Origin of the sequence: Ottowia sp. oral taxon 894 (assembly GCF_001262075.1) — a bacterium.
GTDB classification, from domain to species: domain Bacteria; phylum Pseudomonadota; class Gammaproteobacteria; order Burkholderiales; family Burkholderiaceae_C; genus Ottowia; species Ottowia massiliensis.
Window position 1 is genome coordinate 2,384,423 of sequence record NZ_CP012073.1, and the last position, 13,877, is coordinate 2,398,299.

A 13,877-nucleotide genomic window follows, 5' to 3' on the forward strand; every position below is an offset into this window, starting at 1 on the left:
CTTGGGGTTTGTTCAAGTGAAAAACTTGTTTGTATTATTGTTTTTGTTGGTTCATTCGACTTTATTTGCAGCAGAGCCTACGTCTTATTATTATTCTGATGGAATGTACTTTTCATCAGCATTTGAAGCATGTTCATCTTGGGTTGCCAAATATAAAAAATGGACTTTTGTAAGAATTGACAAGGGTCCGGGCAATAATCATTATTGTATCGGAATACGTTTGGATGATAATTTAAAAAAGCCCATGCTTTTTAATATAGTTTCCGAAATGCAACTATGTGACGATAAAGGGTCGAAACCTATTAACGGTCAGTGCCCGGAAAAATGTCCAGACGGATCAATAAAACAGCCGGGCAAAGAGTGCCAAAAAAAGTGTCCGTCGAAAGACACAATCGGCCCTCAATATCCATATGAAACGCCAGTCGGTTACAGATGCGAAGGTGGCTGCATTGTTGAAGTCTCGCGTGCGGTGGTCGAAACGCCTGGTTTGCCCGAGATTGGTGTTTCACCAAGCAGGACACGGCAGGGCTATTACACAGGTGGCACTTGTGAAAAGCCTGATCCATCTCCTACTCCTGACCCGAAACCCGGTGACGGCGGCGGTGACGGTGGCGGCAACGGCGGTGGTGACGGTGGCGGCAACGGTGGCGGCAACGGCGGTGGTGACGGTGGCGGCAACGGCGGCGGCAACGGCGGCGGCAACGGCGGCGGCAACGGCGGCGGTGACGGTGGAGGCAACGGCGGTGGTGACGGTGGCGGCAACGGCGGCGGCAACGGCGGCGGCAACGGCGGCGGCAACGGCGGCGGTGACGGTGGCGGCAACGGCGGCGGTGACGGTGGCGGTAACGGCGGCGGCAACGGCGGCGGCAACGGCGGCGGCAACGGCGGCGGCAACGGCGGCGGCAACGGTGGCGGTAACGGCGGCGGCAACGGCAACGGCGGCGGCAACGGCGGCGGCAACGGCGGCGGCAACGGCAACGGCAAACCGGGTGGTCAGCCGGGCGGTGATGGAGACGGAGAGGGGAGTGACTTCTGCAAGAAGTACCCGAACACGCTTGCTTGCATGCAACCCGGTGAAGCCCCGGCGGAGGACGGGATTAACCGGGTGGACAAAACATTTTCGCTGGTACCTGAAAACGTCCTTGGAAACGATGCATCGTGTCCAAGGGATCCCACATTTACCATTAACGGCAAGAGCATCACTTTGGAAGTCATGACAAAGGGATGCGAGATCATTCGCAAATACATTCGTCCTATTATCATCCTGCTGGCGTCGTTTTTCGCGCTCAATATTGCGGCAGGAATATTGAGAGAGTAAAAAACGATGGCATTACCTGCATTAGCCCCTTTTCTCATTGGCCTTGTCGGCTCCATCGTCGGGCGGGTCTTGGTGTCGTTGGGCATGTCCGTTTTGACGATAAAAGGCGTCGATACCGTAATCGGCCAGATGAAGCAGGCAGTCGTCAGGGCGACCAACGCCCTGCCGGGTGACATGCTCAATTTGTTTCTGATTGCCGGTGGGGGTGTCGCAATTAACCTCATATTTGCAGCCATCACTTTCAGACTCACCTACTGGTCAGTCACGAAAGTGGTCAGGATCGCCGGAGTGCGGGCATGATCACGCTGATAACGGGCGCGCCTGGCAGCGGCAAAACGCTGTTTTGCATCGACAAGCTGTTGCAGCCTTTGGTTGGAACGACAGTGACGGGCGAAGGCGAAAACGGCGAGCCGGTGCAATACAGTCGTGGCATTTACACCAACATTAACGGCTTGTTGCTCGAGCATGAAATGATCGATCGGGACTGGTTGGAACACCTGCCCGAAAACAAGAAGACCGGGGCCGTAGTCGTCTTCGACGAAGTGCAACGAGTCTGGCCCAACAGGCCCAATGGCAGCAAGAAACCGGCTGCGGTGGAGTATCTCGAAACACACCGGCACGACGGCATAGACGTTGTGCTGCTCACCCAGAACCCCCAGTTACTCGATCCAGCCGTCCGGGCCTTGGTCGGTCGGCATCTGCACATGCGCCGACTCGGAGCCATGAATGCGGCTATGGTCTACGAGTGGGACGCAACATCAAACGCGCTCAACTACAAAAACGCTTTCAAGAAAACCCTGTACCGGTATAGCCGGAAAGTCTTCAAACTCTACCAATCATCCAAGCTTCACACGAAACAAAGCAGAAGCCTGCCCTCTGCGGTCTATGTGCTTTTCATCTCGGCTATTTTGGCTGCTTATTACTGGCATACTTTTTATCAGTCCGTACGGCAAAAAGCTGGCTCGGAAACCGTTGCAGCGCAGACTGCGAAGCAGACGGGCCAGACGGCTGCGCCTGCTACTGTGCAAACAGTAGCAGGGCCAGGCTCGCAGCCGGTCACGGCTGAAGAGTACCGGGCCAGCTTTGTGCCAAGGATGGACGGCCTCCCCCATACGGCTCCCCGATACGACGAAATCACCCGCCCAGTGCAGGCCCCGGTCCCGGCGGCCTGTATCAAGTCGGAGAGCCGTGGTTGTGAGTGTTTCTCGCAACAAGGCACCCGGCTACATGTTCCTGAGATTACCTGCCTGAATTTCGTTCAAAATGGACTTTTTATAGATTTTCAGCAACCTGAATCAAAGACCGCACGCGAGACTTCAACAATGCAGCCACCTTCGCATCTGTAACCGACTGGCGTTTCATATGGATATTGAGGGCCGATTGTGTCTTTCGACGGACACTTTTTTTGGCACTCTTTGCCCGGCTGTTTTATTGATCCGTCTGGACATTTTTCCGGGCACTGACCGTTAATAGGTTTCGACCCTTTATCGTCACATAGTTGCATTTCGGAAACTATATTAAAAAGCATGGGCTTTTTTAAATTATCATCCAAACGTATTCCGATACAATAATGATTATTGCCCGGACCCTTGTCAATTCTTACAAAAGTCCATTTTTTATATTTGGCAACCCAAGATGAACATGCTTCAAATGCTGATGAAAAGTACATTCCATCAGAATAATAATAAGACGTAGGCTCTGCTGCAAATAAAGTCGAATGAACCAACAAAAACAATAATACAAACAAGTTTTTCACTTGAACAAACCCCAAGCCAATGCAAACATAACAAGGGCAAAAATAAATGTCTGAATGAATTGATATTCTGAATAAGACATATTATTCTTCTTTTGAAAGGTTTGAAAGACCCCAAAACATGGCTATCACTATCAGCACATTATGAAAAACAATACACCATAAAAAAGATTCAGGCACTATCATTATTCATTCTCTCCGAAAATATTCATCAAGCGCCTGATGTAAAAAACGAATATGAACAAAGGAAGAACCAGATAAAACCATTGCGCAGCCAAGCGGGGCCGCTTGAATGGCTGGAGACGGGAAAACAGGGGCCAACAAAAAACCGCCCGAAGGCGGCTTTTTTGTTGCTTGCGTGATGTAAATCACGAAAGCATTTTGACGATCGCAAGGGTAAGCCCTGTGGACGTGAAAATGGCCCCGACACACCATTTGATGATTTCGCTTTGCATTTTTGCCATTTCTCCACGGATATTTGCAGCTTCTGCTTTCACTTCTCCGCGAAGCTCTCCGATTTCCTTTCTGGCGTTTTCCACATCTCCACGGGTTGCCAGCTGCTGCGAGTGAAGCGAGTAGCGGCGGTCAATGGCCGCGTCAATGGACGACGCAACGGCCTTGGCCTTGTCGGCAGGCACATTGGCGGCGGTCAGAGCTTCGAAGATTGCCAGTTCCATTTGCATTTTTTCCTTTCAGTTTGACGGAGATTTTGCCCGCTTCTCCGGTTGGGGATGGCGCCGGGGCGCAGCCCTGGGGCCATCCCCATGAGGAGCAACAACTCAACAAAACGGCCAGCCTGTCAAGGGGCCGCGCGCAAGCCGCAGCCCGTAGCGAAGCGAAGGGACCGGGTGAGCACGGCGGCGAAGCCCTTGCCCTTGACAGGCTGGACGTTTTGTGGAACGGGCACACGGCGCTGAACGGAGCCATCATCAGAGGCGACTGAAGAAGCGGTGCTTTCCAGATTGGTTGCCTGGCTGAAAAAGGCGGCCACAAAAACCGGCCGGTTTTCAGCGATTGGGCAATTAGCCGTGTCATTTGGACGGAACAGCGGCAGCTTTTTCGATGGGGCGAATGGCCAACAGCTGCAATGATGTTTTGGCCTGGCCACGCAAGGGCCGCCAGTCTCTGATTTGGGCCGCGAAGCGGGGGAAAGCCCGCGCGAGGGGTGGGAAGCAAAAAGGGATTGCGGGGCTGGCTAGTCCAGCTGGCCGCCTGCCGTGCCAGTGCATCGCCAGCGCCAGAGCCAGCGCATCGCCAGAGCCAGCGCCAGCGCATCGCCAGTGCTAGCGCCAGCGCATCGCCAGTGCCAGCGCATCGCCAGTGCTGAAAGACACGGGACGATGACGCGGGACACGGGACGACGACGCGGGACGCGAGACACGGGACGACGACGCGGGACGCGGGACACGGGACGACGACGCGGGACACGGGACGCGGGACGACGACACGGGACACGGCAGGCGGCCAGCTGGACTAGCCAGCCCCTCTAGCCCTTTTTGCCAACAACACACAAATAGCAGAAGACGTATGAAATACGGATACGCCAGAGTCAGCACGATTGACCAAGACACCAGCCTGCAACTATCGGCCTTAAAGGCTGCCGCATGCGACCGAATCGTCCAAGAGCGGCGGTCTGCCGTGAAACAAAGACCGGCGCTTGACGCCCTTCTCCACGAAATCGGGCCGGGCGACCAGCTTGTGATCTACAAGCTGGATCGGCTGGCCCGAAGCCTCAACCACCTGCTACAAATTATTGAGCACCTACGCGGCAGGGGCGCGCAATTGAGAAGCCTCACTGAACCCATCGACTGTGGCACAGCTGCAGGGCGCATGTTCCTGCAGGTACTTGGAGCCGTAGCGGAGTTTGAACGAAGCCTGATCCGTGAGCGTTGTATGGCGGGCCAGCTTGAGGCACTCAAGCGGGGCCGCCAGATTGGCAGGCCGAGCAGGATACCCCTGCAAGATCGGAGCGAGATCGTCGAACTGATCGCAGCGGGGGTACCGCACAGGGTTGTAGCTGACGCCTACGGCATCAGTGCCAGCCGCGCATTGGCCCTTTACCACGAAGCAACTGGCCGCAAGCGCCGTAATTGGGGCCAGGTGCGCACGTTGTATTACGACAACATTACCCACACGCTTTGACGGGTTTTGCTACAAATTACGGAGCAAGGATTGCTCGAAATTTGAGCAAAAACGGGTGCGCGCAAAAGTATGGATATGGGAGCTAAACAACCGCAGCACGCTCCTGGCCTGTCCGCTCTTTCGCGTCCCCGCGGGGCGGCTTGCGAACGGGCGCTGCAAGCCGGCGGCTCACGCGCGCTCTTTTTCCGGGCCGCACGCGGGCGGCTGGCGCGCGCTCCAGCTCATGGACAGCAGCAGCGCCAGCAGGGCGCCGGGGCCGACGGTGGCGCCGATGGCGTGGAGCACGGGCACTTGCGACAGGCCCAGCACGCCAAAGCCGATGAGGGTGGAAACGTTGGCCAGCGCAAGCGAGGCGAGGGCGGCGGCGCTGCCGCCTTCGCTTTGCGCGCCGCTGATGTTCTGGTTGAAAAACAGCGCGTAGTTGGAGCCGACGGCCACAATGAGCAGCAGGCCAATGAGGTGCAGCAGCGTCAGCGGCGTGCCCGCCAGCGCGTGGGCGGCCATGACGAGCAGCACGGCGGCGGCCAGCGGCGGCAGCACGCGCAGCAGGGCGCGGGCGCTGCGCAGGGCGGCGGCCAGCACGGCCAGGATGGCCGCCGCGCCCAGGCTGGTAAAGAGCAGGGCCTCGTCCAGGTACTGGCCGAACAGGGCGGCGGTCTGGGCGTCAAGGTCCAGGAAAAAGGGCGCGTCCGCCGCTGTTTTTGCCGCCGCTTCTTCTGGCGCGCCCGCCAGCGCCTGGTCCACGGCGGCTTGCAGGCGGGCGATGCCTTCGGGCGCGAGCGTGTCCGGCAGGCGCAGGGGCAGCAGGGCGGCCCAGCCGCCTTCGCGCGGCAGCAGCAGGGTTTGCAAGGCGAAGTCAAAGCTGGCGCCTTGCAGGGCGCTGGCCGTCAGGGGCGGCTGCTGGCGGGCCTGCGCCACGTCTTGCACGAATGGCTCCAGGCGTTCGGGGCGGATGGGCAGGCCGCTGGTGGCCGCTTGCAGGCGCTGGCGCAAATCATCCGGCGCGGGCAGGGCGGCGCGGCGGGCGGCCTGGGCGGCGGCGCTGGGCAGAAAGCGCGCGGGGCTGTCGATGTGGAGGATGTCGCCGCGCTGCACCCAAGGGGCCAGCAGGCGCTCGGCGCGTTCGGCGGCGGCCAGCGCGCCGTCCGCCGTGGCGGCGGGGGCGATGACGAGAAAGCGCAGATCGGGCGCGCCCGCTTCGCCGCGCAGGCGTTCGTCGAGCTTTTGCAGCGCCAGCGGCGCGGGGTTGAGGCCCGACAGCCCCCGCGCCCAGAGCGCCGCCCCGTGGCTGATGACGATGAGCAGCGCCGCCGCCGCGCTGGCCGCCGCCGGCCAGCGCAGCGCCTGCGTGGCGCGGCGCAGTGCGGCCATGCGCGCGCCCAGCCAGGCGATGCTGCCAGGCGGCACGGGCGCGGCGGGCAGCGCGGGCAGCACGTAGCGCGTGACGGCGGCGGCGGTGAGCAGCCCGGCCACGGAATACACGCCCAGCTGCGCCAGCCCCGGAAAGCTGGAAAACGCCAGCGCGGCAAAGCCGCACACCGAGGTGAGCACGCCCAGCCGGATGGTGGGCCAGTAGCTGCGCAGCCAGCGGGCGCGCTGGCGGGCGGCTTCAGGATGGCCGCCCGCGCCGCTTTGCACCAGAAAGTAGATGCTGTAGTCGATGGTTTCGCCCATGAGCGTGGTGCCAAAGCCGATGGTGATGGCGTGCACGGTTTCAAAGCCCAGCGCCACGGCGGCGATGGCGGCGGCAATGCCCGTGGCCACGGGCAGCAGGCCAATGAGCACGTTGCGCAGCGAGCGGTAGAAGGCCAGCATCATGAAAAAGACGGTGAGCGTGCCCGCCAGCGAGAGGCGCCCGACTTCGCTGCGGATGGTGCGGCGCGCGTCCACGGAAAAAACGGGCGCGCCGGTCATGAGCAGCCGCACGCCGGAGGCCGGGGGCGCAGCGGCCTCGAAAGCCGCTTGCAGCCGTGCCAGCGCGCGCTCCTGCGCGTCGGTATCGGCGCCGGGGGCGGCGGTCAGGGCCGCCAGCAGGGCCAGGCTGCCGTCGCCGCTGGCCCACACGCCTTCGCTGCTGTTGGGAAGAGGGCCGCCGGCCATTTGACTGATGAGTGCGCTCATCTCGCCAGTCGGATCGCGCGGCAGCAGGGCCTTGAGCGCCAGCCCGGCGGAGCCGCCCAGCGCGGCGATGCTGCCTTGCAGGGCCGCGCGCAGCCCTTCGGGCGTGAAGCGTTCGGGCGTCACTTGCGGGCTGAGGGCGTAGCGCTGGGCGAGCAGCCAGGCTTCATCGCGCTCGCGGCTGGCGGCGTCGCCGTTGATGACGGCGGCAAAGGCATCGTCGGCGCGCAGCCGGGCGGCCAGATCGCGCGAGGCTTGGGCGCGCGCGGCGGGCGTGCCGCCTTGCAGGCCAATGAGCACCAGGCGCGAGAGCGCGCCGTCGCGTATCTGATCTACCAGCAGCTGCTGGCGCGCGCTGGGCCGGCTGGGCAAAAAGGCCGACATGTCGGTGCTGTAGCGCGCGCCGAGCATGACGGCCACGCACGCGGCGGCCAGCAGCAGCCAGGCGGCGAGGATGGCGGCGCGCTTCACTTGGCGGCGGATGGAGCGGGCGCGGCTGCGGAGGCGGCTTCAGCCGCAGCTGTGGGCGCGGGCCGGATTTCCATCAGCGAGCGGTCGCCGTCGGCCTGCTCCATCTCCACGCTTTGCACCACGCCGCGCGCGCCACGGATGGTGACCTTGCGCAGCCAGCGGCGGCGCATCTGCTCGTCCAGCGGGGTGAGGGCCAGCTGCCAGCTGCCCTCACTGCCCGCCAGCGCCAGCGCGTAGTGCGACTGCAAAAGCGCCTGGCTGCCCGCCAGCGCGCCGCGCAGGGCGGCCACCAGCGCCTCCACCTCGGGGTACTGCGGCAGGCGCAGCTCGCGGCGCTGGCCGCCTTGCATCAGCGTCAGGTTCTTGCCGTTGATGATCATCGACTCCGCCTCGGGCTGGAGCGTGTGCTTTTCCAGCCGGTCCGGCGGGCTGTAGAGCAGCTCGCCGGAGCTGACCACCGGCTCGTCCAGCAGCGCGATGGTCTTGGTCTCGGTGAACGTGGCGCGGCCTGTGGGATGGCGCGCCAGCAGCTGCATCAGGCGCGGCACGTCCCAGCCGGGCGCTGCGGCGGCCGCAGACGGAGCGGAGCTGCCAGCCAGCGCGGCGGGCAGCCAGCAGCAGGCGGCCAGCAGCGCGGCGGCGCTAGCCAGGCGGCAGGGGCGGGGAAGACGCATTCCAGAAGTCATAGAAGTTGAACCAGTTCCACGGCGCTTGCAGACAGTGCGCCTCCAGCAAGGCCACGTAGCGTTGCAGGGCCTGGTCAAGCGCCTGCGCGCGCGCGCCAGCGGGCGTATGCGAGAAATCGGCCATCGGCTCGAACGCCAAATGGTATTGGTTGCCGCCCAGATACATGCCCGCCATGAACACCACCGGCGCGCGCAGCAGCGCCGCCAGCCGCAGCGGCCCCTGCGGAAAAGCAGCCTTATCGCCCAGAAACGGCAGCAGGCGCGCCTTGCCATCGCCCTCTTGCAGCGTGCGGTCGGCCAAAAAGCCCACACAGCCGCCTGCGGCCATGTGCTCGTGCACGCGCAGCAGGGCATCGGGCTGGCCCAGGGCGATCACGCTTTCGGTCAGCTCGGGATTGATGGCCGCCAGCGTCTGCGTGACCATGCGCGCGTTATCCGGGTACATGAGCATGCGCACATCCAGCCCGTAGCGCCCGCCCAGCACGCGCAGCGCCTCGAAACTGCCAAAGTGCGCCCCCATGAAAACGATGCTGCGCCCCGCCTGCCGCAGGCCGATCACGTGCTCAATGCCGCTCAGGCGCACGTCAAACAGCTCATGCTGGCCGCGCAGCCAATACACGCGGTCATGCACCACCGAAGCAAAAGCCAGCACATGCCTGAAACCATCGCCCATGCGCGCAGGGCGGCCCAGCGCGCGGCGCAGAAAGTCGCGGCTGGCGCGCCGCGCCGCCGGGGCGAACAGCACGAAATACGCCGCAATGGGATAAAGGATGAGCCGGCTGACGCGCCGCCCCAGCCGCAAGGAAAGCCAGGTCATCAGCCGCAGCACCCACATGGAACTGCGCTCGGGCCGCTGCCGCCAGGCGCTGGCGGCGGACGGGGCGGCGCTGCCTGCTGCCAGCTGCTGCGGCGGCTCTACCGGAGCCTGGGGCGGGGCGGGGCTGCGGCTCATGCGCCCTCTTGCAGCGCCAGCGCGCCCGCGCACGCCAGCGCCGCGCCGTGCATCAGCGCAAAGCGCGCCAGATCCGGCTCCAGCCGCGCATGCAAACGCAGCAGCGGGCCGGGCGGCGTGGCGGGCACGGCAGACAAAAACTTGGCCTCGCGCACCGCCAGCACGCGCCGCCCGCAGGCCGCCTCCACCTGCGCCGCCACCGCATCCAGCAGCCACGCCCCCGGCAGGATGGGCCGCCCCGGAAAGTGCCCGTCAAACTGCCCCGCCTGCACGCTGGCCCGCCACTGGGCCAGCAGCGGCCAGTCAGGCAAGCCGCCAGCGGGCGGCGCAGCTAAAGAGTTGGCAAGAGAGCCAGTCATCAGGCGTTTTACCTCAAAAACAAGAGCGGATTCATGGAGTCAAAAATGGCTTTAGCGCACGTTCCACTAGGACATCATGCTATGAATCAAGGAGCAAATTATCACAAAAGCCGCAGGCGGCCCCAAGCCTGTGCTTTTCGCACCCACTGGCGGATTGTGAGCAGGTTCTAACCGCCCGGCAGTGCGGCGCGCATGGTGTTGTTCACGCGGATTTGCCAGTCCGTCGCCTTGAGGGCAGCCCGTCTGTGCCGGAGCGCAAGGGAAAACTGCCCCTTCGCGGGCGCCATGCCCGCCGTCTGGCCGGGCGGCGGGCCTCGCCATCCGTCAGCGAGGCGGCGGCCGTTTGTGCTTTTTCGCCTTTCACGCAGAAATGACGTGCCGCCGCAGAGCGCCCGAAGCCGCGCCCCAAGTGCGCACTTTCTGCGCCTGCGAACAGACTCTGAACAGGCCCCCAGACTCAGGGCCGGCCTGCGTCTGTGGCGCGCATGCCCAGGCGCTTGAGCAGGCGGTGGTCGTCGTCGGCGTCGGGGTTGGGGGTGGTCAGCAGCTTTTCGCCCAGGAAGATGCTGTTGGCGCCAGCCAGAAAGCACAAAGTCTGCATGCCGTCGTCCAGCTGGCGGCGGCCTGCGGCCAGGCGGATGCGCGCGCGCGGCATGGTGATGCGGGCCACGGCAATCATGCGCACGAACTCGAAGGGGTCCACATCGGGCGCGTTCTCCAGCGGCGTGCCGGGCACTTTCACCAGGTTGTTGATGGGCACGCTGTCGGGGTATTGCGGCCAGAGGTTGGCCAGCTGCTCAATCAGCTCGGCGCGCTGGCGGCGTGTTTCGCCCATGCCGATGATGCCGCCGGAGCACACGTTGATGCCCGCCTCGCGCACACGGCGCAGGGTTTGCAGCCGGTCTTCGTAGCTGCGGGTGCTGACCACGTTGCCGTAAAACCCGGGCGAGCAGTCGAGGTTGTGGTTGTAGTAGTCCAGCCCAGCGGCCTTGAGCTGCTCGGCCTGCCCGGGCTCGAGCATGCCCATCGTGGCGCAGGCTTGCAGCCCTTCTTGCTTGACGATGTGGATGAGTTCGGCAATGGCGGGCATGTCGCGTTCCTTGATGCCGCGCCAGGCCGCGCCCATGCAAAAGCGCTGCGCGCCTGAAGCCTTGGCGGCCTGCGCAGCCTGGCGCACCTGGTCGGCTTCCATCAGTTTGCTGGCCTTCAGGCCCGTGTCGTGGTGGGCCGATTGCGAGCAGTAGCCGCAGTTTTCCGGGCAGCCGCCCGTTTTCACCGACAGCAGCGAGGAAAAATCCACTTCATTGGCGTTGAAGTGCTGGCGGTGCACCTGCTGGGCCTGCCACATCAGCTCGGCAAAGGGCAGGTTCAGCAAGGCTTCGATTTGCTCCACTTTCCAGCGGCCCGTGCTGGCCGGGGCGGCCGGCTGGGCGGTGCGGGGCATGAAGTGCAGCGGCTGGGGCTTGTCAAGCGTGGCGTGCATGGGGCTTGTCTCCTGGTTTGCATGGGTGGCTGCGTGTGCGGCATGCCTGTGAAAAGAGGTGGAAATTCTAGAATTCATCTCTTTTTGCCCCTCTGCTGGAAAACCCGCGATGAACCTGGAAAAAGCACGCTTCAACATGATCGAGCAGCAAGTGCGCCCCTGGAATGTTTCAGACGAGCGCGTGCGCCAATTGCTGGCCGAAGTGCCGCGCGAGGCTTTCGCCCCCGCCAAATACCGCGACTTGGCTTTTGCCGACATCGAGCTGCCCCTGCTCGATGACGAAACCCTGGCGCGCCAGCGCGGGCAGGTGATGCTGCCGCCGCGCGTGCAGGCCCGCCTGCTGCAAGAGCTGCGCCTGCAAGGCGGCGAGCGCGTGCTGCACGTGGGCACAGGCTCGGGCTACATGGCCGCGCTGCTGGGGCGGCAGGCCGCCAGCGTGTTCACCATTGAAATCGACAACGCCATTGCCGCCTTCGCCCAGGCCAATTTGCAACGCGCGGGCGCAAGCAACGTGCAAGTGCTGGCAGGCGACGCCGCGCAGACTTCGCCGCTGCCGCAAGGGCCGTTTGACGCCATCGTGCTCTCCGGCTCCGTGGCGCGCGCGCCGCAGCACCTGATTGCGCAGCTGGCGCCCGGCGGACGGCTGCTGGCCATCACGGGCGACGAACCCGTGATGCGCGCCACCCTCGTGCAACTGCAAGGCGAAGGCGTGCGCCTGACCCAGCCGTGGGACTGTAACGCGCCGCGCCTGATGAACTTTGCGGACACGCCCGTCTTTCACTTCTGACGCTGCTCCCCTAACGCTGCTCCCGTGCCGCCCCTTCAGCCACCGGCCTGCCCGTGAAAATCCTCCACATCCTGCTCACCGAAACCCCCTTGCCGCCCTTGCGCTACGGCGGCACCGAGCGCGTGATGTGGGCGCTTTCGCTGGGCCAGCAGGCGCTGGGGCACGAAGCGCGCTTTCTGGTGCGCGCCAACCCGGCCGGCCACCCCGCCGCCCAGGTGTTTGACGCCGCCCGCCCACTGGAAGCGCAGATTGAAGGCTGGGCCGATGTGCTGCACTTTCACTGGCCGTATGACAACGCGCGCGGCCTGGTGCGCACGCCTTACGTCTGCACCGAGCATGCCAACCGGTCAAGCCGCCAGCCCTACCCCATCAACACCATCTTCCTGTCGCAAAAGCACGCGCGCATTCACGGCGCGCAGTGCCACGTGTACAACGGCCTGCACTGGCCCGATTACGGCGAGCCGAACCTGAATGCGCCGCCGCCCGCCGCGCGCTACGCGCACTACCTGGCCAAGGCCGCCAACCGCAACAAAAACTTGCAAGGCGCCGTGCGCATCGCCCGCCGCGCCGCGCTGCCCCTGCACGTGATGGGCGGGCGGCGCTGGAGCCTCAAATCCAACTTCTACTTTTACGCCGGGCGCGATGTGCGCTTTCACGGCATGGCCGGCGGCGAGCACAAGCTGGAACTCATCCGCCGCTCCAGCGCGCTGCTCTTTCCCGTGCTCTGGCACGAGCCATTTGGCCTGGCCATCATCGAAAGCCTGTATCTGGGCTGCCCCGTCATCGCTACGCCTTACGGCTCTTTGCCCGAGCTGGTGAGCGAAGAAACCGGCTTTCTGTCTGACAGCGAAAGCGCCCTGGCGCAGGCACTGGCCGGAGCGGAGCGCTTTGACCGCCGCGCCTGCCATGAAAGCGTCAAGCGCCGCTTCAGCCATCTGGCCATGGCCCGCGCCTACCAGCAGTGCTATGAGCGCGTGCTGGCGGGCGAAGCCCTCAATCCGGCGCCGCCCGTGGCGCAAGGGCTGGAGCCTGTGCCCCGGCGGCTGCGGGCGTGAGAGCTTGCGCCCACGGACAGCGTGCCAACAGGCTCCGAAAGACGGCGCCCTTCACGCCAGGCCCATGAACATGCCATCGCGCTGCAGCAGGCAAAGGGAAAGCAGCAAGAAGCAGCCAGCTCCCGCCAAGTCCGTTCGCAACCTGCATGAAAAGGCGAGACCGCGCGCAAAAAAGGAAGAAGGAAAGGGCAGAATTTGCTTCCAAATTTGGAGCATGATGTCCTAGTGGAACCTGCGCAAGAGCCGTTTTTCAACCCTTCAGATTTGCTCCTGTTTTCAATGCACCCTGCGGCTTTGCCAAAGCAATGGATGGAGCGCTTTCCACGCGGGCCGGCCCTTGCCGCCCTGCTTTTCAGGGTAATCCGCAGCAACGTTTTCCTTGAACAGCTTCTTACAATCTGACGCTGTTGGTGCCTGCGCTGCCGTTCTGGCGGCGCGGTTCAACGGGAAGCAGGAAGGCCCCGGAACTTCGTTTCCAAAGCCCAACCTGCGCTGCCCCCGCAACGGTAAGCGGCATGCGGCGCGGCCAGAACCTGTTCAGGGTTTTGATCGCGCCGCAGCTTCGTTCCCACCCTCGCCACGGCCTTGGCGTGCCTGCTTTGCGTGCAGGCGGCGCGCCTGCCAGCCGGAAGGCCGGGCGCGAAGGCAAGCCGCCAGCCCGGATACCGGCCAACAACAGGTGGCCCGCGCGCGGCGCAACAGCGCTGCCGCGCGCGGGCCGTGATTGCCCTTCATGCTGGCGGGGAAGCCAGC

Annotated in this window: 13 protein-coding genes and 1 riboswitch; of the genes, 7 read left to right on the forward strand and 6 right to left on the reverse strand. The window is 63.6% G+C overall.

Features of this window, described 5'->3' with window-relative positions; translation table 11 throughout:
- Window position 1: 1 nt before the first annotated feature.
- The 4 genes from ADJ79_RS15240 to ADJ79_RS14430 all read left to right on the forward strand — a co-directional run bounded on the left by ADJ79_RS15240 (window position 2) and on the right by ADJ79_RS14430 (window position 3,433).
- Window positions 2–1,318 carry a virulence factor TspB C-terminal domain-related protein gene (locus ADJ79_RS15240; RefSeq protein WP_156304141.1) on the forward strand — a complete coding sequence of 439 codons (1,317 nt, stop codon included), beginning with the start codon at window positions 2–4 and terminating at the stop codon, window positions 1,316–1,318.
- A gap of 6 nt (window positions 1,319–1,324) precedes the next feature.
- A complete protein-coding gene (locus ADJ79_RS10515; protein WP_050715920.1) occupies window positions 1,325–1,618 on the forward strand; it encodes a DUF2523 domain-containing protein in 294 nt (97 codons plus the stop codon).
- Complete coding sequence (locus ADJ79_RS10520) at window positions 1,615–2,664, forward strand: zonular occludens toxin domain-containing protein (RefSeq protein WP_050715921.1); 1,050 nt, start codon at window positions 1,615–1,617, stop codon at window positions 2,662–2,664. The genes ADJ79_RS10515 and ADJ79_RS10520 overlap by 4 nt, the downstream gene beginning before the upstream one ends.
- A gap of 511 nt (window positions 2,665–3,175) precedes the next feature.
- The gene (locus tag ADJ79_RS14430; RefSeq protein ID WP_156304143.1) at window positions 3,176–3,433 is read left to right on the forward strand and encodes a hypothetical protein; all 258 of its coding nucleotides are present in this window, start codon (window positions 3,176–3,178) and stop codon (window positions 3,431–3,433) included.
- A gap of 6 nt (window positions 3,434–3,439) precedes the next feature.
- On the opposite strand, the gene ADJ79_RS10525 is transcribed toward ADJ79_RS14430, so the two are convergent.
- Window positions 3,440–3,748 carry a hypothetical protein gene (locus ADJ79_RS10525; protein WP_156304144.1) on the reverse strand — a complete coding sequence of 103 codons (309 nt, stop codon included), beginning with the start codon at window positions 3,746–3,748 and terminating at the stop codon, window positions 3,440–3,442.
- Window positions 3,749–4,598: 850 nt separating this feature from the next.
- Here ADJ79_RS10525 and ADJ79_RS10535 point away from each other — a divergent pair.
- Window positions 4,599–5,213, forward strand: coding sequence for a recombinase family protein (locus ADJ79_RS10535; protein ID WP_050715924.1), 615 nt, complete (start codon window positions 4,599–4,601; stop codon window positions 5,211–5,213).
- A 168-nt stretch (window positions 5,214–5,381) separates the two neighbouring features.
- On the opposite strand, the gene ADJ79_RS10540 is transcribed toward ADJ79_RS10535, so the two are convergent.
- The 5 genes from ADJ79_RS10540 to bioB form a co-directional block, all read right to left on the reverse strand.
- On the reverse strand, window positions 5,382–7,802 hold the full coding sequence (locus tag ADJ79_RS10540; protein WP_253273815.1) for an MMPL family transporter: 2,421 nt from the start codon (window positions 7,800–7,802) through the stop codon (window positions 5,382–5,384).
- Entirely contained in the window at window positions 7,799–8,476 is a 678-nt protein-coding gene (locus ADJ79_RS10545) for an outer membrane lipoprotein carrier protein LolA (protein WP_050715926.1), read from the reverse strand. The genes ADJ79_RS10540 and ADJ79_RS10545 overlap by 4 nt, the downstream gene beginning before the upstream one ends.
- Window positions 8,445–9,440 (reverse strand): hypothetical protein, encoded by a 996-nt coding sequence (locus tag ADJ79_RS10550; RefSeq protein ID WP_050715927.1) that lies wholly within the window; start codon window positions 9,438–9,440, stop codon window positions 8,445–8,447. The genes ADJ79_RS10545 and ADJ79_RS10550 overlap by 32 nt, the downstream gene beginning before the upstream one ends.
- Entirely contained in the window at window positions 9,437–9,799 is a 363-nt protein-coding gene (locus tag ADJ79_RS10555; RefSeq protein ID WP_050715928.1) for a hypothetical protein, read from the reverse strand. Before ADJ79_RS10555 ends, ADJ79_RS10550 begins: the two co-directional genes overlap by 4 nt.
- 457 nt (window positions 9,800–10,256) lie before the next feature.
- A complete protein-coding gene (gene bioB / locus ADJ79_RS10560; protein WP_082203260.1) occupies window positions 10,257–11,282 on the reverse strand; it encodes a biotin synthase BioB in 1,026 nt (341 codons plus the stop codon).
- 109 nt (window positions 11,283–11,391) lie between these two features.
- On the opposite strand from bioB, the gene ADJ79_RS10565 reads away from it, so the two are divergent.
- Both ADJ79_RS10565 and ADJ79_RS10570 read left to right on the forward strand, forming a co-directional pair.
- The gene (locus tag ADJ79_RS10565; RefSeq protein WP_050715929.1) at window positions 11,392–12,069 is read left to right on the forward strand and encodes a protein-L-isoaspartate O-methyltransferase; all 678 of its coding nucleotides are present in this window, start codon (window positions 11,392–11,394) and stop codon (window positions 12,067–12,069) included.
- Between the two features lie 53 nt (window positions 12,070–12,122).
- Window positions 12,123–13,124, forward strand: a complete 1,002-nt coding sequence (locus tag ADJ79_RS10570; RefSeq protein WP_050715930.1) for a glycosyltransferase family 4 protein — start codon at window positions 12,123–12,125, stop codon at window positions 13,122–13,124.
- Window positions 13,125–13,515: 391 nt separating this feature from the next.
- Window positions 13,516–13,813, forward strand: a riboswitch (cobalamin riboswitch).
- Window positions 13,814–13,877 lie beyond the last annotated feature (64 nt).